Raw genomic sequence first — 24055 nt, 5'->3', positions numbered from 1 at the left:
GGGCCGCCGGAATCGGGGCGCGACCGGCCAACAGGGAAAGTAGGTGTGCTCATGTCCACCGTGGTCGACGATGGGCGGCAGTCGTTTCGTCCAAGCATGCTGCTGTACGACACCCGCTACAGGTCGCTGACGATCCAGGTCGTCGCGGCCATTCTCATTGCACTGGGGATGTCGTGGCTGCTCTGGAACGTGGTCCAGAACCTTGCGGCGCAGGGCAAGGATTTCAGTTTCGGGTTCCTCGGGCAGCGGGCCGGCTATGACATCAACCAGCAGCTGATCGACTACAATTCCAATTCCAGCCATGCCCGCGCGGCGCTGGTCGGCATCCTGAACACGCTGCTGGTCGCGTTCCTGGGCTGTGTGCTGGCGACCATCCTGGGCGTGATCGCCGGGGTGCTGCGGCTGTCCAACAACTGGCTGGTCGCGCGGATGATGACGGTCTACGTCGAGGGCTTCCGCAACGTGCCGCTGCTGCTGTGGATCATCGCGATCTTCGCGCTGATGGCCGAGGGCATGCCGCAGCCGCGCGACTTCCGCGAGGGCGGCGACGCGTCGATGGTCCTGGACAGCGTCGCGATCACCAACCGGGGCATCTATCTGCCGATGCCGGTCTGGGGTCCGGGCTCCGGGGTGCTGCTGGCGGTGTTCGCGGCCTCGCTCGCCGCGATCTGGGCGTTCCGCCGCTATGCCCACAAGCGGCAGGAAGCGACGGGCGAGATCCTGCCGGTGCTCGGCGTCTCGCTGGCGCTGTTCTTCCTGCCGGCGATCGTCTTCTACTTCATCCTCGGCGGCCCGGTCAGCCTGAGCTACCCCGAGCTGAAGGGCTTCAACTTCGGCGGCGGGCTGCACCTGCGCAACTCGCTGATCGCGCTGTGGCTGGCGCTGTCGCTCTATACCGGCGCGTTCATCGCCGAGATCGTGCGCGGCGGCATCCTGGCGATCTCGAAGGGCCAGTCCGAGGCGGCGTTCGCGCTGGGCCTGCGGCCGCGCCGGACGATGAGCCTGGTGGTCCTGCCGCAGGCGCTGCGGGTGATCATCCCGCCGCTGATCTCGCAGTATCTGAACCTGACCAAGAACTCCTCGCTGGCGATCGCCGTGGGCTATATGGACGCGCGCGCGACGCTGGGCGGCATCACCATCAACCAGACCGGCCGCGAGCTGGAGGGGATGTTCCTGCTGGGCCTGTTCTACCTGGTGCTGAGCCTGCTGATATCGGGCGTGATGAACATCTACAACGCCTCGATCAAGCTGAAGGAGCGGTGAGATGAGCGACACGCACGCACATACCGTCGCCTATGTCCGCGACACGATGCTGCCGCCCGAGGTCCCGCCGGCGGCGGAGCGGGGCGTGATCAGGTGGATGCGCGCGAACCTGTTCTCGAGCTGGTTCAACGTGCTCCTGACCATCCTCGGCCTGGCGGTCCTGTGGAGCCTGCTGGCCGGCATCCTGCCGTGGTTCTGGAACTCGGTCTGGGTCGCGGACTCGCTGTCCGAGTGCCGCGAGATCCGCGACGCGCTGCACGGCACCGGCGAGGAAGTGTCCTCGGCCTGCATGGCGGTGATCACCGAGCGCTGGAACCAGCTGCTGTTCGGCTTCTACCCGCAGGACCTGTACTGGCGCCCGGTCGCGGCGCTGATCGTGTTCCTGGCGGCGCTGGGGCCGGTGCTGTTCGCCTCGGTGCCGCGCCGGCTGGTCTGGTTCACGGCCGCGGCGCCGTTCCTGATGTACTGGCTGCTGTGGGGCGGCTCGATCGGCGGGCCGCTGGCGGTGGCGCTGGGCTTCGCCGCCGCATGGGGCGCGTTCGTGCTGGGCAGCCGGTTCTCGGGCGCGCTGGCCGCCACGATCGGCGCGATCGTGGTGCCGCTGCTGTACTGGCTGCTGCTGACCGGGCCGGTCGCAGGGCTGATCGGGGCGGTGATCCCGATCGAGCTTCAGTTCGTGCCGTCGAAGGATTTCGGCGGCTTCATGCTGTCGTTCATCATCGGCGTCGCCGGCATCATCCTGTCGTTGCCGCTGGGCATCCTGCTGGCGCTGGGGCGGCAGTCGAACCTGTTCATCATCAACAAGTGCTCGATCGCCTTCATCGAGGTGTTCCGCGGCGTGCCGCTGATCGTCTGGCTGCTGACCGCCTCGCTGCTGCTGAACTACTTCCTGCCGCCGGGCTCGAACTTCGACCTGATGCTGCGGGTGATCATCCTGGTGACGCTGTTCGCCGCCGCCTATCTGGCCGAGGTCGTCCGCGGCGGTCTGGCGGCGCTGCCGCGCGGCCAGTACGAGGCGGCGGACGCGCTGGGGCTGGACTACTGGAAGGCGCAGCGGCTGATCATCATGCCGCAGGCGCTGAAGATCTCGATCCCGGGCATCGTCAACACGTTCATCGGGCTGTTCAAGGACACCACGCTGGTGGTGTTCATCGGCCTGCTGGACCCGATCGGCATGTCGAACGCGATCCGCGCCGACACCTCGTGGCAGGGCATCAACTGGGAGCTTTTCGTCTTCATCGGACTGCTGTTCTTCATCTGCTGCTTCAGCATGTCCCGCTATTCGCAACATCTGGAGCGCAGGCTCCGCACGGATCACAGTTAAGGAGGGACCCATGGCTGACACGGCGATGGAGACCGGCACCGGCGCCGCGGCGATGAAGGTGTCCGACGAGGTGGCGATCCAGATCACCGACATGAACAAGTGGTACGGGGATTTCCACGTGCTGCGCGACATCAACCTGACCGTCTACCAGGGCGAGCGGATCGTGATCTGCGGTCCGTCGGGGTCGGGCAAGTCGACGCTGATCCGCTGCATCAACCGGCTGGAGGAACACCAGAAGGGGCAGATCGTCGTCGACGGCATCGAGCTGTCGAACGATCTGAAGAACATCGACAAGATCCGGTCCGAGGTCGGGATGGTGTTCCAGCACTTCAACCTGTTCCCGCACCTGACGATCCTGGAGAACTGCACGCTGGCGCCGATCTGGGTGCGCAAGACGCCCAGGAAGGAGGCCGAGGAGCGGGCCATGCACTTCCTGACCAAGGTCAAGATCCCCGAGCAGGCCGACAAGTACCCCGGCCAGCTGTCGGGCGGGCAGCAGCAGCGCGTGGCGATCGCCCGCAGCCTGTGCATGATGCCGCGGATCATGCTGTTCGACGAGCCGACGTCGGCCCTCGATCCGGAGATGATCAAGGAGGTGCTCGACACCATGATCGAACTGGCCGAGGAGGGCATGACCATGCTGGTGGTGACCCACGAGATGGGCTTCGCGCAGGCGGTGGCGAACCGGGTGATCTTCATGGACCAGGGCCAGATCGTCGAGCAGAACGAGCCGCGCGAGTTCTTCAACAACCCGCAGAGCGACCGGACCAAGCTGTTCCTGAGCCAGATCCTGGGGCACTGACCGGCGCCGGGCGGGCACCGTGAAAAGCGGGGATTTCACCGTGAAAACCCCCTCAAGTGCTTCATTTGAACGCGGAACCGTTCATGAAAACTTCGTGAACGCCCGAAAACGGCCCCCGCGGGGGCCGCTTTTCATCTTCGGCCTGCCGGGTGACAGGGGAAAGCTTCGCCCTAGGTGAACAGCCGGCCGATGCGGCGGGTCAGATGCGGCGGGACAGACGCGGGGACTGCGGGAAAGATGAGTGGACTTCTGGCGCTGCTGGACGATGTCGCGGCCATTGCCAAGGTGGCGGCGGCCTCGGTCGACGACGTGATCACGCACGCCTCGAAGGCCGGGGCCAAGGCGGCGGGGGCGGTGATCGACGACGCCGCGGTGACGCCGAAGTACGTGCACGGCTTCTCGGCCGAGCGCGAGTTGCCGATCGTCTGGCGTATCGCCCGCGGCTCGCTGTTCAACAAGCTGGTGATCCTGCTGCCCGCGGCGCTGCTGCTGTCGGCGTTCGCGCCCTGGGCGATCCCGCCGCTGCTGATGCTGGGCGGCGCCTATCTGTGCTTCGAGGGCGCCGAGAAGGTCTGGCAAGTCGTCAACCCCGCCGACCACCGGGAAAAGGACCTGTTCAAGGAAAAGCTGTCGGACGCGCACCTCGAGGAGAAGAAGGTCAAGGGCGCGATCAAGACCGATTTCATCCTGTCGGCCGAGATCATGACCATCGCCCTGTCGGCGCTGCCCGAGCTGGGTTTCTGGATGGAGCTTGCGGCGCTGGCGGTGATCGCCGTGGGCATCACCGCGATGGTCTACGGCAGCGTCGCGCTGATCGTGAAGGCCGACGATTTCGGCCTGTTCCTGGCGCGCGCCGGGCGGCTGTCGGTGACGCGCAGGACCGGCGAGCTGATCGTGCGCGGCATGCCGGCGTTCATGAAGCTGCTGATGACGGTCGGCACCGCGGCGATGCTGTGGGTCGGCGGCTCGATCATCGTGCACGGGCTGACGCAGATGGGCTGGGCCGGGCCCGAGCACTGGATCGAGGGCGTCGCGACGTCGATCGGGCAGGGCGCGGGCGAGTGGGCCGGCGCGGTGGAATGGACGGTGACGGCGGTGCTGGACGGCATCCTCGGGCTGGCGCTGGGCGCGGTGATCCTGGCGGTGATGACCAAGATCGTCGCCCCGTTCACGCGGAAGTCCGAATCCGGCGCCTGACCGGCGGGCGCGGCGCGCGCCGGCCCGGTGCCGGTCATTCGGCCCCGGCGGCGACCCCCAGGCCCCTGGGCGTGGCGTAGTCCACCAGCCTCCCCGGTGTCGCGGCGACGGATTTCCAGTCGGCGATGTCGAACTCGATCACCGCGCAGGTGCCCGGCTTCCATTTCGCCAGCTCGCGGGGCACCGTTTCCTCGCGCAGCAGATAGGTTGCCAGGCTTTCGATCGAGGGGTTGTGGCCGATCACCAGCAGCACGTTCGCCTCCTGCCGGGAGATGGTGCCCAGCACCTGCCCCGAAGCGGCGTCGTACAGCTCCTTGGCCAGCCGCAGCGGGCAGTCGTCCTCCAGCCCCAGCGCCTCCCAGGTCTCGCGGGTGCGGGCCGCGTTCGAGACCAGCGCCTTCTGCGGCAGGTGGCCGTTCTCGCGCAGCCACGCGCCGACCGCGCGGGCGGCCTCGGCCCCGCGATCGCTGAGCGGTCGGTCGAAATCACCGACGCCCTCGGGCCGCGAGGCCTTGGCGTGGCGCATCAGAATCAGGGTCTTCATGAACGGCTCCGGGTAAAGGCGCTCATATGAAAGGCCGATTGCCCTTCGGGGCGCAACCCCCGGCCGACCGGGCAGGCGCGGCGCACGCGGCAGCCGAGGCGGCAGTCGGCGCCGCGCCTTGAGGCCAGGTGCGCGCGGCAGGCGGGCACGTCGTAGCCCGCCGGGGTCAGCGCCGCGGGCGGGCAGGCGGTGCGGCAGGGCTGGTCCGCGCAGCGCGCGCAGGGCCGCGCCGAAACCGCCGGATCGTCGATCGCGACCGGCAGGGCGAGGGCGCCGCGGAACGACACCGTCAGCCCCTGGGTGTCGTGCACCAGCAGCGTCACCGGCGAGGCGAAGATCCGGCCGGTGCGCAGCGCCCAGGCGATGAACGGGTGCCAGGGCGGGCCGCCGAACGGGAACAGCGCGGTGCCGTCCAGCCCGGCCGCCACCGCGGTCAGCACCCGCGCCGACCAGCGGTCGAGCGGGTCCGGCCTGCCGTCGGAATATTCCGGCGCGGCGCGGAACACCGGCCACATCGCGCCGCCGTCGGGGCCGACCAGCGCCAGCGCGGCGCAGCCCTCGGGCAGGCCGTCGCCCGGTTCGGGGGCGAAGCTTCCCAGCACGCACAGGCCGTGCGGGGCGAGGCGCGCGTCGAGCCGGGCGGTGCGCATCTCAGGGCCGGGGCTGCGCCCGGATCAGCGTGCCGGCGCCGTGTTCGGTAAACAGCTCCAGCAGCACCGCGTGCGGCGCGCGGCCGTCGACGATCACCACCGCGCGCACGCCGCCGTCGATCGCGTCGAGCGCGGTCTGCGTCTTCGGGATCATGCCGCCGGCGATCACCCCGTCCTCGGTCAGCTGGCGCACCTGCTGCGAGGTCAGGTTGGTGATCACGTCGCCGTCGCCGTCCTTGACCCCGGCGACGTCGGTCAGCAGCAGCAGCCGGTCGGCCTTCATCGCCGCGGCGATCGCCCCGGCGGCGTTGTCGCCGTTGATGTTGAAGGTCTCGCCGTTCCTGCCCGCGCCCAGCGGTGCCACCACCGGGATGAAGGCGCTGTCGAGGAAGGTCCGCAGCACCGCCGGGTTGACCTGCGTCGGCTCGCCCACGAAGCCCAGGTCCTCGCCCCTGGGGCCGCTGGCCCTGTCGCAGACGATCAGGTTGGCGTCCTTGCCGCTGAGGCCGACCGCGCGGCCGCCCTGGGCGTTGATCGCCTGCACGATGCGCTTGTTGACGGTGCCCGAGAGGACCATCTCGACCACCTCGACGGTGGCGGCGTCGGTGACGCGCTTGCCGCCGACGAAGCTGGAGGTCACGCCCAGCCGGTCGAGCATCTGGTTGATCATCGGCCCGCCGCCGTGCACCAGCACCGGGTGTACGTTGCACTGTTTCATCAGCACGATGTCGCGGGCGAAGCGGGTCATCGCCTCGTCGTCGCCCATCGCGTGGCCGCCCATCTTGATGACCACGGTCGCCCCGTCATAGCGCTGCAGGTAGGGGAGCGCTTCACTGAGCGTGCGGGCGGTGGCGATCCAGTCGCGGTGCATGGCCTGTGACTTCTCCATTCCAAGGGCTCCCCGGGGCGTGCAAATGCGGCCTGCATAGGTAATATCGGCAAAACGATCCAGCCGAAACAGAAGAGGGCCGCCGCCATGCGCACCGCGCTCGTGCTGTCGCTGCTCGCCGCGGGCTGCGCCGCCGCGCCCGCCGATCCGGCGGCGCGCGCCGGGACGTGCCGGGCGCTGTTCCAGGTCTACGACCGCGAGGTGGCGCGGCAGCCGCCGGCGATGCTGGAGCTGGACGAGACGCTGCTGTTCGGTCGCCGCGCGCCGGATCCGGCCGGGTTGCGGCAGTACCGCTGCGTGCGCTTCGAGAGCGACCTGGCCGCCGGCGCCGACCTGTCGGCGCACCGTGCGCCGCCGCCGGGGCAGGGCGCGGCGCGCTATGTGCACCTGGCGACGATGGCCGCGGACGGCGCCGCCGCGCGGCTGGCCGGGCGGGTCGCGGCGCTGGGCTACCGGGTCGAGACGCGGGGCGCGCCGGGGCTGGGGCGGCGGGTGTTCGTCGGGCCGCTGCGCACGCCGGCCGAGGTCGGCGCGGCGCTGCGGCTGGCGGCGGCGCTGGGGCTGGACGACGCCTATCCGCTCAGTCGGATACCATAGCGGCGATGGTGGCGCGCAGGGTGTCGAGCCCGGCGCCGGTCTCGGACGATGTCAGGATCAGCTCGGGGTAGGCGGCGGCGTATTTCGCCAGCTTGCGGCGGGTGGCGGCGAGCGCCGCCTCCAGGTCCGCCGGCTTCGGCTTGTCGGTCTTGGTCAGCACCACCTGGAACGGCACCGCGGCGGTGCCGAGCAGGGCCATGATCTCTTCGTCGACGTCCTTGATGCCGTGGCGGCCGTCGATCAGCAGGAACGCGCGGCGCAGGTTGGCGCGGCCGGCGAGGTACTGCTTCAGCAGTGCCTGCCACTTCGCCACCACCGCCACCGGCGCCTTGGCGAAGCCGTAACCCGGAAGATCGACCAGGTAGATCGGATCGAGGGTGAAATAGTTGATCTCCTGCGTGCGGCCCGGCGTGTTCGAGGCGCGGGCCAGCGCCTTGCGCCCGGTCAGCGCGTTGATCAGCGTCGACTTGCCGACGTTGGAGCGGCCGGCGAAGCAGATCTCCAGCCGATCGCCCGGCGGCAGCCCGTCCATCGCCACCACGCCCTTGAGGAACTCGGCGCGCTGCGCGAACAGCAGCCGGCCGGCGTCGGCCGCCTCGGGCTCGGGCGGCTCGGCGACGGGGAAGGTCGGGGCGGTCATCGGGCGGCCTCCAGCGCGGCGAGGTCGGCGCCGCGGATGGCGTCGAGGTTGCGGGTGATCCGGTCGGCGGGCCAGTCCCACCAGGCCAATTCGAGCAGCCGGGCGACGGTGGCGGCGTCGAACCGGCGGCGCACCTCGCGCGCCGGGTTGCCGGCGACGACGGCATAGGGCGCGACATCCCCGGCCACGACGCTGCGCGCGGCGACGATCGCCCCGGCGCCGATGCTCACGCCGGGCATCAGCACCGCCTGGTGGCCGATCCAGACGTCGGCGCCGATCACCGTGTCGCCCTTGTTGCCGGAGGCCCAGGAGGCCGGATCGAAGCCCCGTTCCCAGCCGCCGCCGAAGATGTTGAACGGGTAGGTCGAGAACCCGTCCATCGCGTGCGTGCCGCCGTTCATGAAGATCTGCACGCCGGTGGCGATGGCGCAGAACGGGCCGATCACCAGCTTGTCGCCGACGAAGTCGAAATGGTGCAGCACGTTGCGCTCGAAGAACTTTTCCGGCTCGTGCGGGTCGTCGTAATAGCTGTAGGCGCCGACCTCGACGTTGGCCCGGCCTTCGGCCAGCGGCCGCAGGTAGGTCACCCGCGGGTAGCCCTGCATCGGGTGCAGCGTGTCGGGCGAGGGGCCGTTCATGAAAGGTTGACCTCGTCGCCGCGGGCGATGACGCCGCCCCGGGTGACGACGGCATAGACGCCGAAATCCGCGTGGTCCCAGCCGCCGCGCAAGGTGCCCAGGACATCGGTGTCGCGCGCGCCGGTTTCGGGATCGACGTGGGTGGCCAGGCAGCGGGTGATGCGCTCGCGCACTTCCAGTTCGGCCTCGCCGATGCGCAGGGTGCGGCCGATCCAGTCGAACTCGGCCCAGGGCGCGGCCCCGTCCAGCAGCAGGTTGCCGCGGAACCGGCGCGGGTTCAGGGGCTTGCCGGCGCGGCCCGACAGCGCCGCCAGGCTGGCGCTGTTGAGAACCGAAATCGACGGGTACGGGCTGTCGGTCATGCCGACCCCGGCGCGCACGATGTGCGACGGCGCGGCGCGCGCGGCGTCGGTCAGCGGCCGCACCCAGTCGACCAGCGCGTCCGAGTCGGTGTCGGGATCGACGGTGATCTGCGGACGGTCCGGATGGGTCAGGGTGATGCGGCCCGTGTCCTCGTCGGTGCGGGCGGTGATCGCCATCAGCCGGGGCGACTTCGTGACCCGGATGAAGTTGGCGCACGGCACCCAGCCCCCGGTCAGCTTCGCCGCCTCGTGGGCGAGGGCCCAGACCCGGTCCCAGGGCAGCGTCGCGCCCGGGCTCAGCCGGGCGCGTTCGACGGATTCCACGCCCAGCGACTTGATCGGATGACGATCGATCCGCGCCAGGCGGGGCATGTCAGTCGGCTTCCTTCTTGCGCCTGAACGACGAGACGATGTTGCCGAACACGTTCGGCTTCACCCCCTGGCTGCGCATGATGATGTACTGCTGGCTGAAGGTGATGATGTTGTTCGCCGTCCAGTACAGCACCAGGCCGCTGGCGAAGGTGCCGAGCATGAACATGAAGATCCACGGCATCCACGCGAAGATCATCGCCTGCGTCTTGTCGGTCGGCGCCGGGTTCAGCTTCTGCTGCATCCACATGGTGATGCCCATCAGGATCGGCAGAACCCCGATCGAGAAGATGAAGAAGATGCTTTCCGGCCCCGGCGGGGTGAACGGCAGCAGGCCGAACAGGTTCAGCACCGAGCTGGGATCGGGCGCGCTGAGATCCCTGATCCAGCCGAAGAACGGCGCGTGGCGCAGATCGATGGTCACGAAGATCACCTTGTAGAGCGAGAAGAAGATCGGGATCTGCAGCAGGATCGGCAGGCAGCCCGAGGCCGGGTTGACCTTTTCCTTCTTGTACAGCGCCATCATCTCCTGCTGGAGCTTCATGCGGTCGTCGCCGGCGTGTTCCTTGATCTTCTCCATCTCGGGCTGAAGCTTCTTCATCTTCGACATCGAGACGTAGGACTTGTAGGCCAGCGGGAACAGCAGCGCCTTGATGACCAGCGTCAGGCCGATGATCGCCAGCCCCATGTTGCCGATCAGCAGGTTCAGCCAGTGCAGCGCGCGGAAGATCGGCTTGGTCAGGAAGGCGAACCAGCCCCAGTCGATCGAGTCGACGAACTGCTGGACGCCGAGCGTGTTCTGGTAGCCCGAGATCGCCTCCCACTGCTTCGCGCCGGCGAAGAAGTAGCTGGTCTTCTCGGCCGTGGCGCCGGGGGCGACGGCCTGCACCGGCAGGCGGATGTCGGTCTGGTAGACGTCGGCGCCGGTGACGTGCTTGGCGACCGCGGTGAACGCCTGGCCGGGTTCGGGGATCAGCGTGGTCATCCAGTAGTGGTCGGTGAAGCCGATCCAGCCGTTTTCCTGCGCCTGCACCACGTTCGCGGTGCCGCCCTCGGCGGGCACCGGATCGTAGCCGGTCATCGCGTCGTAGCTATCCTCGGTCAGCTTGCCGTCGGCGGACTGGATCAGCCCCTCGTGCAGCACGAAGAAGCCGACCTGGTCCGGCTCGCCCTCGCGGGCGATGATGCCGTAGGGGTAGAGCCGCGCCTCGGCGTCGGTGCTGTTCTCGACGCTCTGGGTGATGGTGAACAGGTAGTCGTCGTCGACCGCGACGGTCTTGCGGAACACCAGGCCCTGGCCGTTGTCCCAGACCAGGGTCACCGGGCTGTCCTCGGTCAGCACCGCTTCGTCGGGGTTCTCGGCCTCGACGCGCCATTCGGTCGCCGGGCCGGGCAGCTGGTCGGGCGAAAGCCCGCCGGCGCCGCCCCAGCCGTGGAAGGCGTAGTAGGCGTTCGGCGTGCCCGCCGGCGACAGCAGGGTGACGATCGGCGAGCCGGGGTCGACCGCCACCCGGTAGTCGTTCAGCGACAGATCGTCGATCCGCCCGCCGGTCAGCGAGATCGAGCCGGACAGGCTGGGCGTGTCGATCCGCACCCGCGCGGCCTGCGCGATGGCGTCGGCGCGGTCCTGATCGGGCGTCCGGGCGACCGGGGCGGTGGCGGTGGTGCCGTCGGTGCCGGCCACCGGCGGCGCGACCGCGCCCTCGACCACCTCCTGGTCGGGGACCGTGGTTTCCAGGCGCTCCTCCGGCGGAAACAGGAGGAACCAGACGAGGATCACCAGAAAGCTCAGCGCCGTCGCCAGGATCAGGTTCTTGTTCTGGTCGTCCATCAAGGGCTCCGCAGCGGTAATTCGGGTTGCGTGCGTTCAACAGGCCCGGGGGCCAAAGGTCAAGGCCCGCCGGCGCGGATCGCGGGGCGACGGATCGACGCCGGGCAGGACGCTGCGCCGGCTAGTCCTTGTCCTGCGGCGCCGGCCGCGTCAAGCCCGCGAAGTCGAACCAGCGCGGGTCCATCAGGTGGCTGGGGTTGGCGTTGGTCAGCGCGCGGAAGATCTTCTGCCGCCGGCCGGGGGCGCGGCGTTCCCATTCGTCGAGCATCGCCTTGATCTGCTTGCGCTGCAGCCCGTCCTGGCTGCCGCACAGATCGCAGGGGATGATCGGGTAGGCCATGGCGCGGGCGAAACGCTCGCAATCCTGCTCGGCGACATGGGCGAGCGGGCGCAGCACGAAAAGATCGCCCTCGTCGTTGACCAGCTTCGGCGGCATCGTCGCCAGCTTGCCGCCGTGGAACAGGTTCATGAAGAAGGTTTCCAGGATGTCGTCCCGGTGATGGCCCAGCACCACCGCCGAGCAGCCCTCCTCGCGCGCGACGCGGTAGAGGTGGCCGCGGCGCAGGCGCGAGCACAGCGCGCAGAAGGTGCGGCCCTCGGGGATCTTGTCGACGACCACGGAATAGGTGTCGCGGTACTCGATCCGGTGCGGCACGCCGCGGTCCTGCAGGAACTGCGGCAGCACCGTCGCCGGAAACCCCGGCTGGCCCTGGTCGAGGTTGCAGGCGAGGATGTCCACCGGCAGCAGGCCGCGCCACTGCAACTCGTGCAGCACCGCCAGCAGGGTGTAGCTGTCCTTGCCGCCCGACAGGCACACCAGCCAGCGGGCGCCGGGCTCGACCATGCCGTAGCCCTCGATCGCCTCGCGGGTGTGGCGCACGATCCGCTTCCGCAGCTTGCGGAACTCGGTCGTCGCGGGCGCGCCGCGGAACAGGGGGTGGATGTCGTCGCCGTCGTCGAGCATGGCGGCGTGGTAGCGGGCGGCGCGCCTCCGGGCAAGGGGCTTGCGCGCGGTCGCGCGGCAATCGGCGCGCGACGACGTCGGGGCCGGTCGCCGGCCGGGTGATCGACAGGTGCAGCCCGCCGGAGGCCGGCGGGGCTGCGGCACCGGTATCGGCGATCGTCGGTCAGGTAGCCGCCGGCGCCGCGATCGCGGCTCAGCGCGGCACGTCGTCGACGCCCGAGCCGCCCCAGGGATGGCAGCGCGCCAGCCGGCGCAGCGTCAGCCAGCCGCCGCGCAGCGCGCCGTGCCGCTGCAGCGCCTCGAGCGCGTAGGCCGAGCAGGTGGGCTGGAACCGGCAGCTGCGCCCGACCCAGGGGCTGCCGATCAGCCGGTAGGCGCGCACCGGCAGCGCCAGCACCGCCGCCGCCCAGGTCATTGCGGCGGCTCCGCCCGGCGCGGCGCGTGCAGCCGTTCCAGCGCCGATTCGAGCTCGCGCGCCATGCGGGCGAACTCGCGGCCGGCGGTGGCGTCGCGGCGGCCGATCAGCACATAGTCCCAGCCCGGCCGGCCGTGCGCCGGCAGCACCAGCCGCGCCAGCGCGCGCAGCCGCCGCTTGGCGCGGTTGCGGGCCACGGCGTTGCCCACCTTTCTGGAACAGGTAAACCCCACGCGGACCGCATCGGGTCCGGGCGGGGACGGGTCCGGCCCGCGGTGGCGGGCCTGCAGGATGAAGCCGGGGGTCGCCTGCCGCAGGCCGCGCGCGGCGGCCAGGAAATCGGCGCGGCGGCGCAGCGTCGCGGGGGTGCGGTCGCTGTCCGGCGATGTCGCGAGGCCGGGCATCACGCCAGGCCGGATCCGGTCCGGATCAGGCCGACAGCCGGCTGCGGCCCTGCGCCCGGCGCCGGTTCAGGATCTTGCGGCCGTTCTTGGTCGCCATCCGGGCACGGAAGCCGTGGCGGCGCTTGCGCACCAGGTTCGAGGGCTGGAAGGTCCGTTTCGTCATCGTCTTCTCCTGTCGGGGCGCGCGGGCGGTCCCGCCCCCGGTCGAAATTCGAGACCGGCGTTGTAGGAGCATGCGCCCGCGCTGTCAATGCGGCGGCGACGGTAACATTGCGGGCCGGATGTTCACGGCGGCGTCAGACCGGGCCGCGATTCCGGCATCCGGGCTGAAACATCGCACACCGCGCATCAAGGCGGCGTGAGGGGGCCTGTCGCCGCCGCCGATTCTGCCCCATCACCAGTATATTCCGCCGTTCGCAACAGCAAAGAGCCCGAATGACCCAAAGCGACTCAGGCCGTCCGGCCCGCGCCCGGTTCTCGCCCGGGCGCATGATCCCCCTGGCCGTGATCCTGCTCGCGGCGGCGATCGGCGTCGCCAACCGCGACGCGTTCAGCTTCCAGACCCTGGCCGAGAACCGCGAGCGGCTGCTGGCGTGGCGCGACAGCTCGTACCTGCTGGCGGCGGGCGGCTATGTGCTGGCCTATGTGCTGGTGGTGGCGCTGTCGCTGCCCGGCGCGCTGATGATGACGCTGACCGGCGGCTTCCTGTTCGGGCTGGTCGCCGGATCGGTGCTGACGGTCAGCGCGGCGACGCTGGGCGCGGTGGCGATCTTCCTCGCCGCGCGCGCCGGGCTGGGCGAGGCGCTGCAGGCGCGGATGGACGCCTCGCACGGGATGATGACGCGGATCTGCGAGGGGCTGCGCGAGAACGAGATCAGCTATCTGTTCCTGATGCGGCTGGTGCCGGCGATCCCGTTCTTCGTCGCCAACCTGGCGCCGGCGCTGCTGGGCGCGCGGCTGCGGAACTATGTGCTGACCACGTTCTTCGGCATCATCCCCGGCACCGTGGTCTACACCTGGGTCGGCGCCGGGCTGGGCGAGGTGTTCGCCCGCGGCGAGACGCCGGACCTGGGCATCCTGTTCGAATTCCAGATCCTGGGGCCGATCCTGGCCCTGTGCGTGCTGTCGGCGCTGCCGATCGCGCGCAAGTGGTTTCGCAAGACCGGGGAAGAGTGACATGGCGAGGGACGGGGCGAGGGACGGGCATCTGGGCGAGCATATCGAGACCGACCTGCTGGTGATCGGCGCCGGCTCGGGCGGGCTGTCGGCGGCGGCCGGCGCGGCGCAGCTGGGCGTCGGCGTCGTGCTGCTGGAGGCCGGCCGGATGGGCGGCGACTGCCTGAACTTCGGCTGCGTGCCGTCGAAGGCGCTGATCGCGGCGGCCAGGCACGCCCACGCGATGCGCACCGGCGCACCGTTCGGCGTCGCCCCGGCCGAGCCGCGGATCGACTATGCCGCGGCGATGGAACATGTGCGCCGCACCATCGCCGGCATCGCCCCGCACGACAGCCAGGAGCGGTTCGAGGGGCTGGGCGTGCGGGTGATCCGCGAGCACGGCCGCTTCATCGCCCACGACACCGTCGATGCCGGCCCGTTCCGCATCACCGCGCGGCGGATCGTCGTCGCCACCGGCTCGGCGCCGCTGGTGCCGCCGATCCCGGGGCTGCGCGACGTGCCCTACCTGACCAACGAGAGCCTGTTCGATCTGCGCGAGCGCCCCGAGCACCTGATCGTCATCGGCGGCGGCCCGGTCGGCCTGGAGATGGCGCAGGCGCATGTGCGGCTGGGCGCGAGGGTCACCGTGCTGGAGGGAGTCGAGGCGCTGGGCCAGGACGACCCCGAACTGGCGGCGGTCGTGCTGGAGCGGGTCCGCGCCGAGGGCGTCGAGATCGTCGAGGGCGCGATGGCCGAGCGCGTCACCGGCGGCGCCGGGGCGCTGAGCGTGCACACCCGGGACGGCAGGCGCCACGACGGCAGCCACCTGCTGCTGGCGGTGGGCCGGGCGCCGAACCTGGCCGACATGGGGCTGGAGACCGCCGGCGTGGCGTTCGACCGCACCGGGATCGAGGTGAACGCCGGGCTGCGCAGCACCAACCGCCGGGTCTATGCCATCGGCGACGCGGCGCAGGGGCTGAACTTCACCCATGTCGCCAGCTATCATGCCGGGGTGGTGGTGCGCCGGGCGCTGTTCGGGCTGCCGGCGCGGGCCACCAACCGGCACATCCCCTGGGCGACCTACACCGACCCCGAGCTGGCGCAGGTCGGCCTGACCGAGCGCGCCGCGCGGGTGCGCCACGGCGACCGGCTGGAGGTGGTGCGCGCCCGTTTCGCCGACAACGACCGCGCCCGCACCGAGGCCGAGACCGACGGGCTGATCAAGGTCATGGTGGTGCGCGGCCGCCCGGTCGGCGCCTCGATCGTCGGCCCGCAGGCGGGCGAGTTGATCCAGCTGTGGGCGCTGGCGATCGCCAGCCGGCTGAAGATGAGCGCGATCGCCGGCATGGTCGCGCCCTACCCGACGCTGGGCGAGATCAGCAAGCGGGCGGCGGGGGAGTACTTCTCGCCCCGGCTGTTCGAGAACGACGCGATCCGGCGCTATGTGCGCTTCGTCCAGCGGTTGTGATGGACTTGTAACCGCGCATCTGGCGAAATACCTGCCTTGGAAACGGAAGAAGCAGGGCATGATCCGACTCATCAATACCCTTTCAGGGCGGGTCCTGACGCTGACGGTCATCTTCCTGATGCTGGCCGAGGTGCTGATCTTCGTGCCGTCGGTCGCCCGGTTCCGCGTCGAATACCTGCAGGAGCGACTGGAGCTGAGCCAGCTTGCCTCGCTGTCGCTGCTGGCGACGCCGAACGAGATGGTGTCGATGGATCTGGAGCGCGAGCTGCTGGAGAACGCCGAGGTGCTGAACGTCGTGCTGCGCCGCGACGAGATGCGCGAGCTGATCCTGTCCGGCGACATGCCGGCGCCGGTGGCGCAGACCTACGATCTGCGCGACCCGGCCGCTCCGGTGCTGATCCGCGATGCGTTGCTGACGATGATGGGCGACGGCAACCGGATCATCCGCGTCATCGGCATGCCGGTGAAGGGCGGCGGCATGGAGATCGAGGTCACCCTGCACGAGGAGCCGCTGCGCACGGCGATGCTGCAGTACGGGCTGAACATCCTGTGGCTGTCGCTGGTGATCTCGGCGATCACCGCGACGCTGCTGTTCCTGGCGGTGCGCCGGTTCATCGTGAAGCCGATGAAACGGGTGGTGCGCAGCATGGTGCTGTACGCCGAGGACCCCGAAGACAGCCACCGCATCATCCGTCCGACCTCGCGCGTGCGCGAGCTGATGGCCGCCGAGGTGGCGCTGTCCGACCTGCAGACCCAGCTGACCAGGTCGCTGCGCCAGAAGGAGCGGCTGGCGGCGCTGGGCGGCGCGGTCAGCCGCATCAGCCACGACCTGCGCAACATGCTGACCACCGCGCAGCTGCTGGCCGACCGGTTCGAGACCAGCGCCGATCCGACGGTGAAGCGCAGCGCGCCGAAGCTGATCGGCTCGCTCGACCGGGCGATCGGGCTGTGCGAGCGCACCCTGACCTTCGGCAAGGCCGAGGAGCCGGCGCCGCAGCTGCAGATGCACGCGCTGCGGCAGATCGTCGAGGAGGTGCTGGAGGGCGACCGCGTGCAGACCGGCGCCGATGCCGGCGAGGTCGAGCTGATCTGCGACGTGCCCGGCCACATGCGCGTCGAGGCCGACGCCGAGCAGTTCTTCCGGGTGCTGGCCAACCTGGTCTCGAACGCCCGGCAGGCGATCGTCGGCACCGGCAAGCCGGGGCGGATCCGGGTGTCGGCGACCGAGACCGACCGCGGCCTCGAGATCGTCGTCGAGGACACCGGCCCGGGCCTGCCCGCGCGCGCGCAGGAGAACCTGTTCCAGCCGTTCAAGGGCAGCGCCCGCCGCGGCGGCACCGGGCTGGGGCTGGCGATCGCGGCCGAGCTGGTGCGCGGCCACGGCGGTGCGCTGGAACTGCGCAGCACCTCGGCCCAGGGCACGGTGTTCTGCATCCGGCTGCCGCGCCCGCTGGCGAAAGCGGGCTGAGCGGAAAATTCTCGGCCCGAGGGGTTGCAAACCCCGGCGGCGCGGCGTAAATCCCCGCTCCACGGACCGATAGCTCAGTTGGATAGAGTACTTGACTACGAATCAAGGGGTCGGGGGTTCGAATCCTCCTCGGTCCGCCACTACCCGGAAATTCCCCTTGATGTTCGAAGCCTGAGCTTCCGAGTTGGCAGAAATACCCGCAACGGTGCGGGGTTTCCGCTTCGTTCGCGCCTGCTGCAAACGGCGCTGCCAAAATTCGCGATTCTGCCGAAAGACACGGCGATACCGGAAATTCCGCCGTCCGCGCCTTGTATTGTACAAGCGAAGCCGCATTTGTTGGGCGCACGAAGCGGGGGGCTGACGATGCCGTGCCAAGGCGATCTTCTTGACTGAGCGCGGATCTGCGGAATTCTCCCGCACGGATATCGGCTATCGCAGGGATGTCGAGCGCGTCCAGGCCATCGCGCAGGTGCCGCTGATCCTGGACCTGTGCAGCCGCGCCACCGGCATGGGCTTCACCGCCATCGCGCGGGTGACGGAGGACCGCTGGATCACCTGCTCGTCGAAGGACGATCTGGGCTTCGGGCTGGGGCCGGGCGACGAGCTGAAGGTCGAGACCACGATCTGCAACGAGATCCGCGCGAGCAGCGAGATGGTCGTCATCGACGACGTCCGGCGCAGCGGGATCTACTGCAACCACCCCACGCCGGCCATGTACGGTTTTCGCAGCTACATCTCGCTGCCGATCCGGCTGCCCGACGGCACCTTCTTCGGCACGCTGTGCGCGATCGACCCCGAGCCGCGCGAATTGTCGACGCCGCAGATCACCGGGTTGTTCCGGATCTGCGCCGACCTGATCGGCAGCAGCATCGACACGGCGATGCGGCTGGACCGGACCGAGGCGGATCTGGGCAGCGAACGCGGCATCGCGAAACTGCGCGAGGAGTTCATCGCCGTTGTCGGGCACGACCTGCGCAACCCGATCGCGGCGCTGGCGTCGGGGCTGAACATCCTCGCGCGGCGGCGCAGGAACGATCCGGAGCCGATGCTGCACGAGCTGCAGGTGGTGGTGCACCGGATGTCGGCGCTGGTCGAGAACTTGGTGGATTTCGCGACCGGACAGCTCGGCGGCGAGATCAGCGTCGACACCGGCCAGGCGGTGGATCTGCGCGCGCTGGTCGAGGACGCGGTCGCCGAGGTCGCGCTGGCGACCGGGCGCAGCATCGAGGTCGGTCTGGACCTGCCGGAGCGCGTTCCGGGCGACCGCACCAAGCTGGGCCAAATGCTGTCGAACCTGCTGGTGAACGCGGCGACGCACGGCGATGCCGAAAGGCCGATCGTGGTCAAGGGCGTCACCGAGCCCGATGTCGTCCGCATCGACGTGATCAACGGCGGGCCGACGATCCCGGCAGCGATGCTGGACGGGATCTTCGACCCCTATGTGCGCGGCGCCAGCGTGGCGGCCGGGGGGCTGGGGCTGGGACTGCACATCGCCGCGCAGATCGCGCGGGCGCACGGCGGGCGGATCGCGGTAAGGTCCGAGAACGACGAGACCAGCTTCTCGGTCCGGCTGCCGCACCGCGCCGACGGCTAGGCCGGCGCGCGCGGCTCAGGCGACGCTGGCGCTGGCGCTGGCGGTCGGCACGCGCAGGATGCCCATGCCGGTGCGGTTGTTCCAGCCGGTGCCGTCCGGGCGCACGGCGGCGGCCTTCAGCGCGTCGAACAGCTGCTGCGGGGTGCTGGTCCGGTCGGTGGTCCGCAGCGCGGCCAGCACGCCGGCGGCGACGCCGCAGGCGGCCGAGGTGCCGCTGGACACCGTCGCCGGGTCGGCGTCCTCGGAAAACCAGGCCGGGGCGCACAGGTCGGGCTTGTTGCTGCCCGGCCGGCCGTACTTCAGCGCCTCGGGGCCGTCGCCCTGGGACGATGCGCCGACCCAGTCGCCGGTGGTGGTGCAGGCGCCCACGGTCAGCACGTTGCTGAGCGCGTTCGAGCCGCGGATCGAGCGTTCCGGGCCGCGGTCGTAGATCCCCGAGAACTGCGCCGGTTCGAACTCGCCGAAATTGCCCGCCGCGAACACGATGTCGAAGAAGTTCCCCAGCACCTGGGTGAGGATGTTCAGCGGGTGCTCGTCGCCGTTGGAATAGTGCTTGGCCGGCGGCACCGGCGTATCCCATTCCTCGATCGTGTCGGCCACCGACCAGGCGTTGACCAGGATCCACGGCTGGTTCCGCCACGGACCGGTCAGCCGCGCCTTCAGGATGCCGATGTACAGCTCCTGCACGTCGTAGGTGAATGCGTCGATGTCGCTGACCCGGTGCGGCAGCACCGGCGCGTCGAAGATCCGCGCCCGCGGCGCGATGCGCAGGATGTTACGGGCGATCATGTTGGCGTGCCAGCCCGGCGCGGGATGGAACGGATCGACGAACCGGCCGGGCAGCGGCCGGCGCGGGTCGCGGTCGATGAAGCCGCCGCCGTAGTCCACCCCCGGCAGGATCGAGCGCAGGTAGTCCAGGTTGAAGCCCTCGTCGACGATGACGACGTTCACGTCGTGGCCGTCGCGGTCGGGCGGCGCGTCGAACGGCGGCCAGATCGCCCAGTCGGCGCCGATCAGCCGCATCGCCTGCGCCGCGGTGCCCAGCCCGGGGGCGCCGTTCTTGCCGACCGTCCAGTTCTGCTCGGCGCGGATGTAGGCCACCGGCGAGATCTGCTGGTCGACCCCGACCGAGGCCTTCTCGTCCTCGGTCAGATCGTCGTAGCCGACGTGCACGGGCAGCTGTTCGTAGCCCGGGTCCGGGGCCGGGGTGCCATAGCCCGCGGCCTGCTTGGCGGTGCCGCCGGCGCGCGGATCGTCCGGGCCGATCACCTCGGTCATCAGGCAGGACTTGGCGAGCAGCCGGCCGCGCACCGCCTCGGCGTCGCCGTCTGCCGGCAGATGCCCCCAGCTGGCGGCGTAGGCGGCGATCTCGTCCATGGTTTCGGTATCGCAATGCGGCGCGGTCACGGCGATGCCGCGGCAGAAGTCGGTCGACTCTTCCGGAGCGGCCGATCTGAGCAGATCGAAGTATTTGTCGAGTTCCGCGTCTTCCCGGATCCGCTTCCGCAGTACTGCGCGTGCCATGACCATCTGCGTCCCCACTCGAAGTTCGGTCCGAAGCTAACCCTTGGGCAGTGTGGCGCGGTGTGCCTAAAACCACAACGTTAACATTATCTGCCTTGAAAGCATTTCTGCTGACATATGCGCGCGGGCTGCTTATGGTATACGCCTCGGTCACTGGGGAACCCGAGGGGAATTGGGGACGATGGACGTCGCGATCGCGAGCCATAACGCGCGTCAGCTTCTTTGCGTCGTTTTCGCGGATGTCGCGGGATACTCCGCGCTGACCTCGCGCGACGAGACCGGAACCCACAACCTGCTGCGGCGCTTCATCGACGATGTCGTCGAGCCCGAGACTGCGCGCTTCGGCGGCGGCATCGTCCGCACCCTGGGCGACGGCATCCTGCTGTCCTTCCTCAGCGCCTCGGCGGCGGTGGAATGGAGCCTGAGCGTGCAGCGCCGGGTGGTCGAGGGCCGGACCGGCAAGACCGCGCGCTTTCCGGGGCTGTCGATCCGCGTCGCGGTGCACATCTGCGAGGTGATCCGCGACGGCGACGACATCTACGGCGACGGCGTCAACATCACCAAGCGGCTGCAGGAAAGCATCGCCCCCGACGGGATCATCATCTCGGAGGACCTGTACCACGCCACCCGCAAGTCGCTGAAGCTGGAGGTCCGCAACCTGGGCTTCCTGACGCTGAAGAACATCGGCGATCCGATCCGCGCCTACGAGGTGCTGCGCCCGGACAGCGACGGCGAGGGCGGGCTGAAGCGCACCCAGCAGGAGCTGCCGTCGATCGCGGTGCTGCCGATGCAGAACCTGGGCGTGGACGAGGAGTTCAAGTATTTCGCCGACGGCGTGGTCGAGGACATCATCGTCTCGCTGTCGTCGCTGAAGGAGCTGCTGGTGATCTCGCGCGCCTCGACGCTGGCGTTCGGGCCCGGCACCACCGACCCGCGCGAGGTCGGCCGCATCCTGGACGTGCGCTATGCGCTGATGGGCACGCTGCGGCGGTCGGCGACCAAGATCAGGCTGTCGGTGTCGCTGGCCGACACCTCGACCGGCGAGGTCATATTCTCGGACCGCAGTGAGTTTAACCACAGCGACCTTTTCGAAACGCAGGACAGGATCGTCGAGCACATCGTATCCCTCATCGCCCCGAACGTACGGGCGTCCGAGAGAGTAAAGGCTTTGAGGAAACCTCCTGACAACTTCACGGCATATGACCTGACGTTGAAGGCGCTTCACATGATGACCGACCTGTCGAAGGACAGCTACGACGAAGCGTTCAGGTACCTGAAGGCCGCGATGGAGCTGGACCCGGAGTTCGCCATGCCGGTCGCCTATGCCGCGCGCTGGCACTGCGTCTACATCGGCCAGGGCTGGGACGACGTGCGCGAGCGCTATGTCTCGGCCGCGCGCGAGTACGCCTCGCGGGCGGTGAACCTGGACCGGCAGAACGCGCTGGCGCTGGCCGCGTGCGGGCACGTCAAGTCGTACCTGGAGCGGGATTACGACACCGCGCTGATCTTCCTGGACCGCGCCCGCGAGATGGGGCCCAGCCAGTCGGTCGCCTGGATCCTGTCCAGCGGCACACTGTGCTACGTCGGCCGCGCCCGCGAGGCGGTCGAGCACGCCATGCACGGGCTGCGGCTGTCGCCGAACGATCCGGACGCGTTCCAGTACTACGACTTCATCTGCCTGGCGCATTACCTGAGCCGCGATTTCGACAACGCGATCAAGTGGGGCGAGCGTTCGTTCGCCGAGAAGTCGGACTACACCTCGAACTGGCGCCAGATGGCGCTGAGCAACGCCGCCGCCGGCCGGATCGAGCGCGCGCGCTTCTTCGGCAAGAAGATGATCGAGCGGCAGCCGGACTTCACGATCGACGGGTATCTGCGCGACTACTGCCCGTTCCGCGAAACCGCCGACCGCGAGATGGTTGCCGACCATCTGAAGCTCGCCGGTCTTAACTAGTCGGCTCGAGGGGAAGACGATGGCCATCACCAAGTCCAACGCCAGCAATGCGTCGAATGCCAGCAACGCCAGCAATGCCAGCAACGCCAGCAATGCCAGCAACGCGAACGGCATCGGTACCGGCAGCCGGTTCCTGGGGATGTCGCCCTACACCGAGCCGGCGAACCCGGGCGAGTCGGTCGAGAACTGGTACTGGCATGCCAACCAGTGGCCCGAGGCGAACCCGGTGGCCTACACCGGTCCCGGCCTCAACGAAGGGCCGGTGCGGATCCAGAACATCTACGGACGCACCGACGGGCCGGCGTTCTCGGCCCGCTACTGGTCGCCGCTGAACTACGCGCTGTCCTGGCTGGGCGAGTTCGCGCAGGCATTCCCGAACTGGGGCCAGGACTATCGCCCGGCCTGGGCGCAGGCCGGCGGCTGGGTACTGGGCCCCGAGGTCGAGAACGAGCTGACCGAGCTGACGCTGCTGACCGAGTACCGCGCCGGCATGATGGGCGAGGGCATCGCCCAGATCGACAATATCGAGGACGATTTCCGCGGCATCCTGACCTACAGCCGGCTGACGCACCCGAACACCTCGAAGCTGGTCGGGCTGGCGCTGGAATGCTCGACCATGGCGGTGATGCATTTCAAGCGGACCTACGCGCGGCCGCGGCCCAGCCAGATGTCGCCGATGATCATGCCGCCGATCGACCCGCCCGAGCACGCCAGCTTTCCCAGCGGCCACGCCACCCAGGCGCAGGCGGTGTCGATGGTGCTGCGGCAGCTGATGCCGAACCTGACCGCCAGTCATTTCGGCGCCTCGCCGACCGCGCCGCGCCCGGCGCTGGTGCGCGATCCGCTGCAGGACATGGCCGACCGCATCGGCCGCAACCGCGAGGTCATGGGCCTGCACTATCGCTCCGACTCCGTCGCCGGCCAGGCGCTGGGCTCGGACGTGGCGGACACGCTGAACACCATGGCGTCGCTGGACGACCTGCGCGCCGCCGCCGCCGGCGAATGGTGACGCCGCCGCCCGGCCCTTGAGGCTTGCCGGGCTGCCGGCGGACGGCCTGCCTGGCGCCCGGGCGGACCGGGCGGACCGGGCGGCGCTGTGGGCGGCGGCCTGACGCGCTCAGGCGCGGGCGCGGGCGCCGTAGTAGAGGCCGACGACATGCTCGGCCTGGGCGTAGAACAGCCAGCGCGCGACCACGGTTCCGGCGACATGGGACAGCACCAGCACGCCGCCCAGCAGGTGGTGCGGCTCGGTCAGCAGGGCGATGGCGGCGGGCAGCGCCACGGCCAGCGCGAAGGCGATCAGCCGCAGCTTGGCGGCATGCTTGCGGCCGACGCGGAACACCATTTCATCCAGCAGGTAGTTGCGCCCGGTGTGCGGCGATTCCAGCAGCCGCACCCGGCCCAGGTGGCCGAGGCCGGTCGCGGTTTCCGCGGTGGTGCCCGATGCCGCCAGCGCGCCATCGCCCAGGTGCCAGCCGGCAAGCTGCGCCGCGCCCAGCGCCAGCAGCAGCCAGCCGCCGACGGTGACCTGCCCGGCCAGCAGCGCGCCGCCGGCCAGCGCGTAGAGCACGAACAGCAGCGGCGTCAGCGGGCTGTGCCAGCGCGGGATCGCCCGCAGCTGGGCGTAGATCATGCCGGTGGCCACCACCGTGGCCACCGCCAGCAGCGCGGCGAGCCAGCCCAGAAGCGCGACCTGGGTTCCGGCCAGCACGATGAGCGCGGCATGGAGCCCGAACACCGCCATCGTCGCCATCGCCAGCACCCCCTCGCGGCTGAGCCACGAGCTGCGCCATTGCGACAGCGCCTTCCACGCCCGCTCCGGGTGGCCGAGGTGCCACAGCGAGGCGACCAGCCCGGCGCCGGCCAGCGCCAGCGCCAGCGCGGCGAACACCGCCATCACCCAGCCGCCCTTGGCCGGCGGGTCGATGCCGAGGAACGCCATCAGCCCGAAGCCGAGGCCGGACAGCGTGGTGAACACGATCAGCGAGGGCGCGGGGTGCATC

24 protein-coding genes and 1 tRNA gene are annotated in these 24055 nt (G+C 69.8%); 12 read left to right on the top strand and 13 right to left on the bottom strand.

From position 1 onward, the window contains the following. Window positions 1-51 precede the first annotated feature (51 nt). From GE300_RS18785 to GE300_RS18770, 4 genes are all read left to right on the top strand, one after another. Window positions 52-1263, top strand: a complete 1212-nt coding sequence (locus GE300_RS18785; protein ID WP_154448949.1) for an amino acid ABC transporter permease — start codon at window positions 52-54, stop codon at window positions 1261-1263. Between the two features lies 1 nt (window position 1264). Continuing rightward, complete coding sequence (locus GE300_RS18780) at window positions 1265-2587, top strand: amino acid ABC transporter permease (protein ID WP_154448947.1); 1323 nt, start codon at window positions 1265-1267, stop codon at window positions 2585-2587. Window positions 2588-2597: 10 nt separating this feature from the next. Further along, window positions 2598-3389 carry an amino acid ABC transporter ATP-binding protein gene (locus GE300_RS18775; RefSeq protein WP_407647736.1) on the top strand — a complete coding sequence of 264 codons (792 nt, stop codon included), beginning with the start codon at window positions 2598-2600 and terminating at the stop codon, window positions 3387-3389. A 237-nt stretch (window positions 3390-3626) separates the two neighbouring features. Continuing rightward, window positions 3627-4586 (top strand): DUF808 domain-containing protein, encoded by a 960-nt coding sequence (locus tag GE300_RS18770; RefSeq protein WP_154448945.1) that lies wholly within the window; start codon window positions 3627-3629, stop codon window positions 4584-4586. A gap of 34 nt (window positions 4587-4620) precedes the next feature. On the opposite strand, the gene GE300_RS18765 is transcribed toward GE300_RS18770, so the two are convergent. The 3 genes from GE300_RS18765 to argB are packed head-to-tail and all read right to left on the bottom strand — an operon-like array spanning window position 4621 to window position 6669. Further along, on the bottom strand, window positions 4621-5130 hold the full coding sequence (locus tag GE300_RS18765) for a SixA phosphatase family protein (protein WP_154448943.1): 510 nt from the start codon (window positions 5128-5130) through the stop codon (window positions 4621-4623). After that, on the bottom strand, window positions 5127-5780 hold the full coding sequence (locus GE300_RS18760) for a ferredoxin (RefSeq protein WP_154448941.1): 654 nt from the start codon (window positions 5778-5780) through the stop codon (window positions 5127-5129). Before GE300_RS18760 ends, GE300_RS18765 begins: the two co-directional genes overlap by 4 nt. A gap of 1 nt (window position 5781) precedes the next feature. Beyond that, a complete protein-coding gene (argB, locus tag GE300_RS18755) occupies window positions 5782-6669 on the bottom strand; it encodes an acetylglutamate kinase (protein WP_233417186.1) in 888 nt (295 codons plus the stop codon). An 87-nt stretch (window positions 6670-6756) separates the two neighbouring features. Between argB and GE300_RS18750 the strand changes: the two genes are divergently transcribed. Then, the gene (locus tag GE300_RS18750) at window positions 6757-7266 is read left to right on the top strand and encodes a hypothetical protein (RefSeq protein WP_154448939.1); all 510 of its coding nucleotides are present in this window, start codon (window positions 6757-6759) and stop codon (window positions 7264-7266) included. Here the strand turns inward: GE300_RS18750 and yihA are convergent. From yihA to rpmH, 8 genes are all read right to left on the bottom strand, one after another. Then, window positions 7250-7906, bottom strand: a complete 657-nt coding sequence (gene yihA, locus GE300_RS18745) for a ribosome biogenesis GTP-binding protein YihA/YsxC (RefSeq protein ID WP_154448937.1) — start codon at window positions 7904-7906, stop codon at window positions 7250-7252. The genes GE300_RS18750 and yihA overlap by 17 nt on opposite strands. Next, entirely contained in the window at window positions 7903-8544 is a 642-nt protein-coding gene (locus GE300_RS18740) for a CatB-related O-acetyltransferase (protein ID WP_154448935.1), read from the bottom strand. The genes yihA and GE300_RS18740 overlap by 4 nt, the downstream gene beginning before the upstream one ends. Beyond that, window positions 8541-9278 carry an MOSC domain-containing protein gene (locus tag GE300_RS18735; protein ID WP_154448932.1) on the bottom strand — a complete coding sequence of 246 codons (738 nt, stop codon included), beginning with the start codon at window positions 9276-9278 and terminating at the stop codon, window positions 8541-8543. Before GE300_RS18735 ends, GE300_RS18740 begins: the two co-directional genes overlap by 4 nt. Before the next feature lies 1 nt (window position 9279). Further along, window positions 9280-11106 carry a membrane protein insertase YidC gene (yidC, locus tag GE300_RS18730; protein WP_154448930.1) on the bottom strand — a complete coding sequence of 609 codons (1827 nt, stop codon included), beginning with the start codon at window positions 11104-11106 and terminating at the stop codon, window positions 9280-9282. A 121-nt stretch (window positions 11107-11227) separates the two neighbouring features. Beyond that, on the bottom strand, window positions 11228-12070 hold the full coding sequence (gene ttcA, locus GE300_RS18725) for a tRNA 2-thiocytidine(32) synthetase TtcA (protein WP_154448928.1): 843 nt from the start codon (window positions 12068-12070) through the stop codon (window positions 11228-11230). Window positions 12071-12263: 193 nt separating this feature from the next. Next, a complete protein-coding gene (gene yidD / locus GE300_RS18720; protein WP_154448926.1) occupies window positions 12264-12485 on the bottom strand; it encodes a membrane protein insertion efficiency factor YidD in 222 nt (73 codons plus the stop codon). After that, window positions 12482-12889 (bottom strand): ribonuclease P protein component, encoded by a 408-nt coding sequence (gene rnpA, locus GE300_RS18715; RefSeq protein WP_154449021.1) that lies wholly within the window; start codon window positions 12887-12889, stop codon window positions 12482-12484. Before rnpA ends, yidD begins: the two co-directional genes overlap by 4 nt. A gap of 25 nt (window positions 12890-12914) precedes the next feature. Further along, on the bottom strand, window positions 12915-13052 hold the full coding sequence (gene rpmH / locus GE300_RS18710) for a 50S ribosomal protein L34 (RefSeq protein ID WP_154448924.1): 138 nt from the start codon (window positions 13050-13052) through the stop codon (window positions 12915-12917). Window positions 13053-13324: 272 nt separating this feature from the next. Between rpmH and GE300_RS18705 the strand changes: the two genes are divergently transcribed. From GE300_RS18705 to GE300_RS18685, 5 genes are all read left to right on the top strand, one after another. After that, window positions 13325-14065, top strand: a complete 741-nt coding sequence (locus GE300_RS18705; RefSeq protein ID WP_154448922.1) for a TVP38/TMEM64 family protein — start codon at window positions 13325-13327, stop codon at window positions 14063-14065. Between the two features lies 1 nt (window position 14066). After that, entirely contained in the window at window positions 14067-15512 is a 1446-nt protein-coding gene (locus tag GE300_RS18700) for a dihydrolipoyl dehydrogenase family protein (protein ID WP_154448920.1), read from the top strand. A 58-nt stretch (window positions 15513-15570) separates the two neighbouring features. Continuing rightward, complete coding sequence (locus GE300_RS18695) at window positions 15571-16980, top strand: sensor histidine kinase (RefSeq protein WP_154448918.1); 1410 nt, start codon at window positions 15571-15573, stop codon at window positions 16978-16980. Window positions 16981-17043: 63 nt separating this feature from the next. After that, window positions 17044-17120 (top strand) — tRNA-Arg (locus tag GE300_RS18690). Between the two features lie 245 nt (window positions 17121-17365). Further along, complete coding sequence (locus GE300_RS18685; protein ID WP_233417185.1) at window positions 17366-18574, top strand: GAF domain-containing sensor histidine kinase; 1209 nt, start codon at window positions 17366-17368, stop codon at window positions 18572-18574. A 15-nt stretch (window positions 18575-18589) separates the two neighbouring features. On the opposite strand, the gene GE300_RS18680 is transcribed toward GE300_RS18685, so the two are convergent. Next, window positions 18590-20098 (bottom strand): S8 family serine peptidase, encoded by a 1509-nt coding sequence (locus tag GE300_RS18680; RefSeq protein ID WP_233417184.1) that lies wholly within the window; start codon window positions 20096-20098, stop codon window positions 18590-18592. Between the two features lie 181 nt (window positions 20099-20279). Between GE300_RS18680 and GE300_RS18675 the strand changes: the two genes are divergently transcribed. Then, window positions 20280-22052, top strand: coding sequence for an adenylate/guanylate cyclase domain-containing protein (locus tag GE300_RS18675; protein ID WP_154448914.1), 1773 nt, complete (start codon window positions 20280-20282; stop codon window positions 22050-22052). 19 nt (window positions 22053-22071) lie between these two features. Continuing rightward, window positions 22072-23061 carry a phosphatase PAP2 family protein gene (locus GE300_RS18670; RefSeq protein ID WP_154448912.1) on the top strand — a complete coding sequence of 330 codons (990 nt, stop codon included), beginning with the start codon at window positions 22072-22074 and terminating at the stop codon, window positions 23059-23061. A gap of 108 nt (window positions 23062-23169) precedes the next feature. On the opposite strand, the gene GE300_RS18665 is transcribed toward GE300_RS18670, so the two are convergent. Then, window positions 23170-24054, bottom strand: coding sequence for a dimethyl sulfoxide reductase anchor subunit family protein (locus GE300_RS18665; RefSeq protein WP_154448910.1), 885 nt, complete (start codon window positions 24052-24054; stop codon window positions 23170-23172). Window position 24055: the final 1 nt, after the last annotated feature.

It is taken from the genome of Halovulum marinum, from assembly GCF_009697225.1.
In the GTDB taxonomy this organism is placed as follows: domain Bacteria; phylum Pseudomonadota; class Alphaproteobacteria; order Rhodobacterales; family Rhodobacteraceae; genus Halovulum; species Halovulum marinum.
This window is presented reverse-complemented; position numbering and strand designations above follow the sequence as displayed.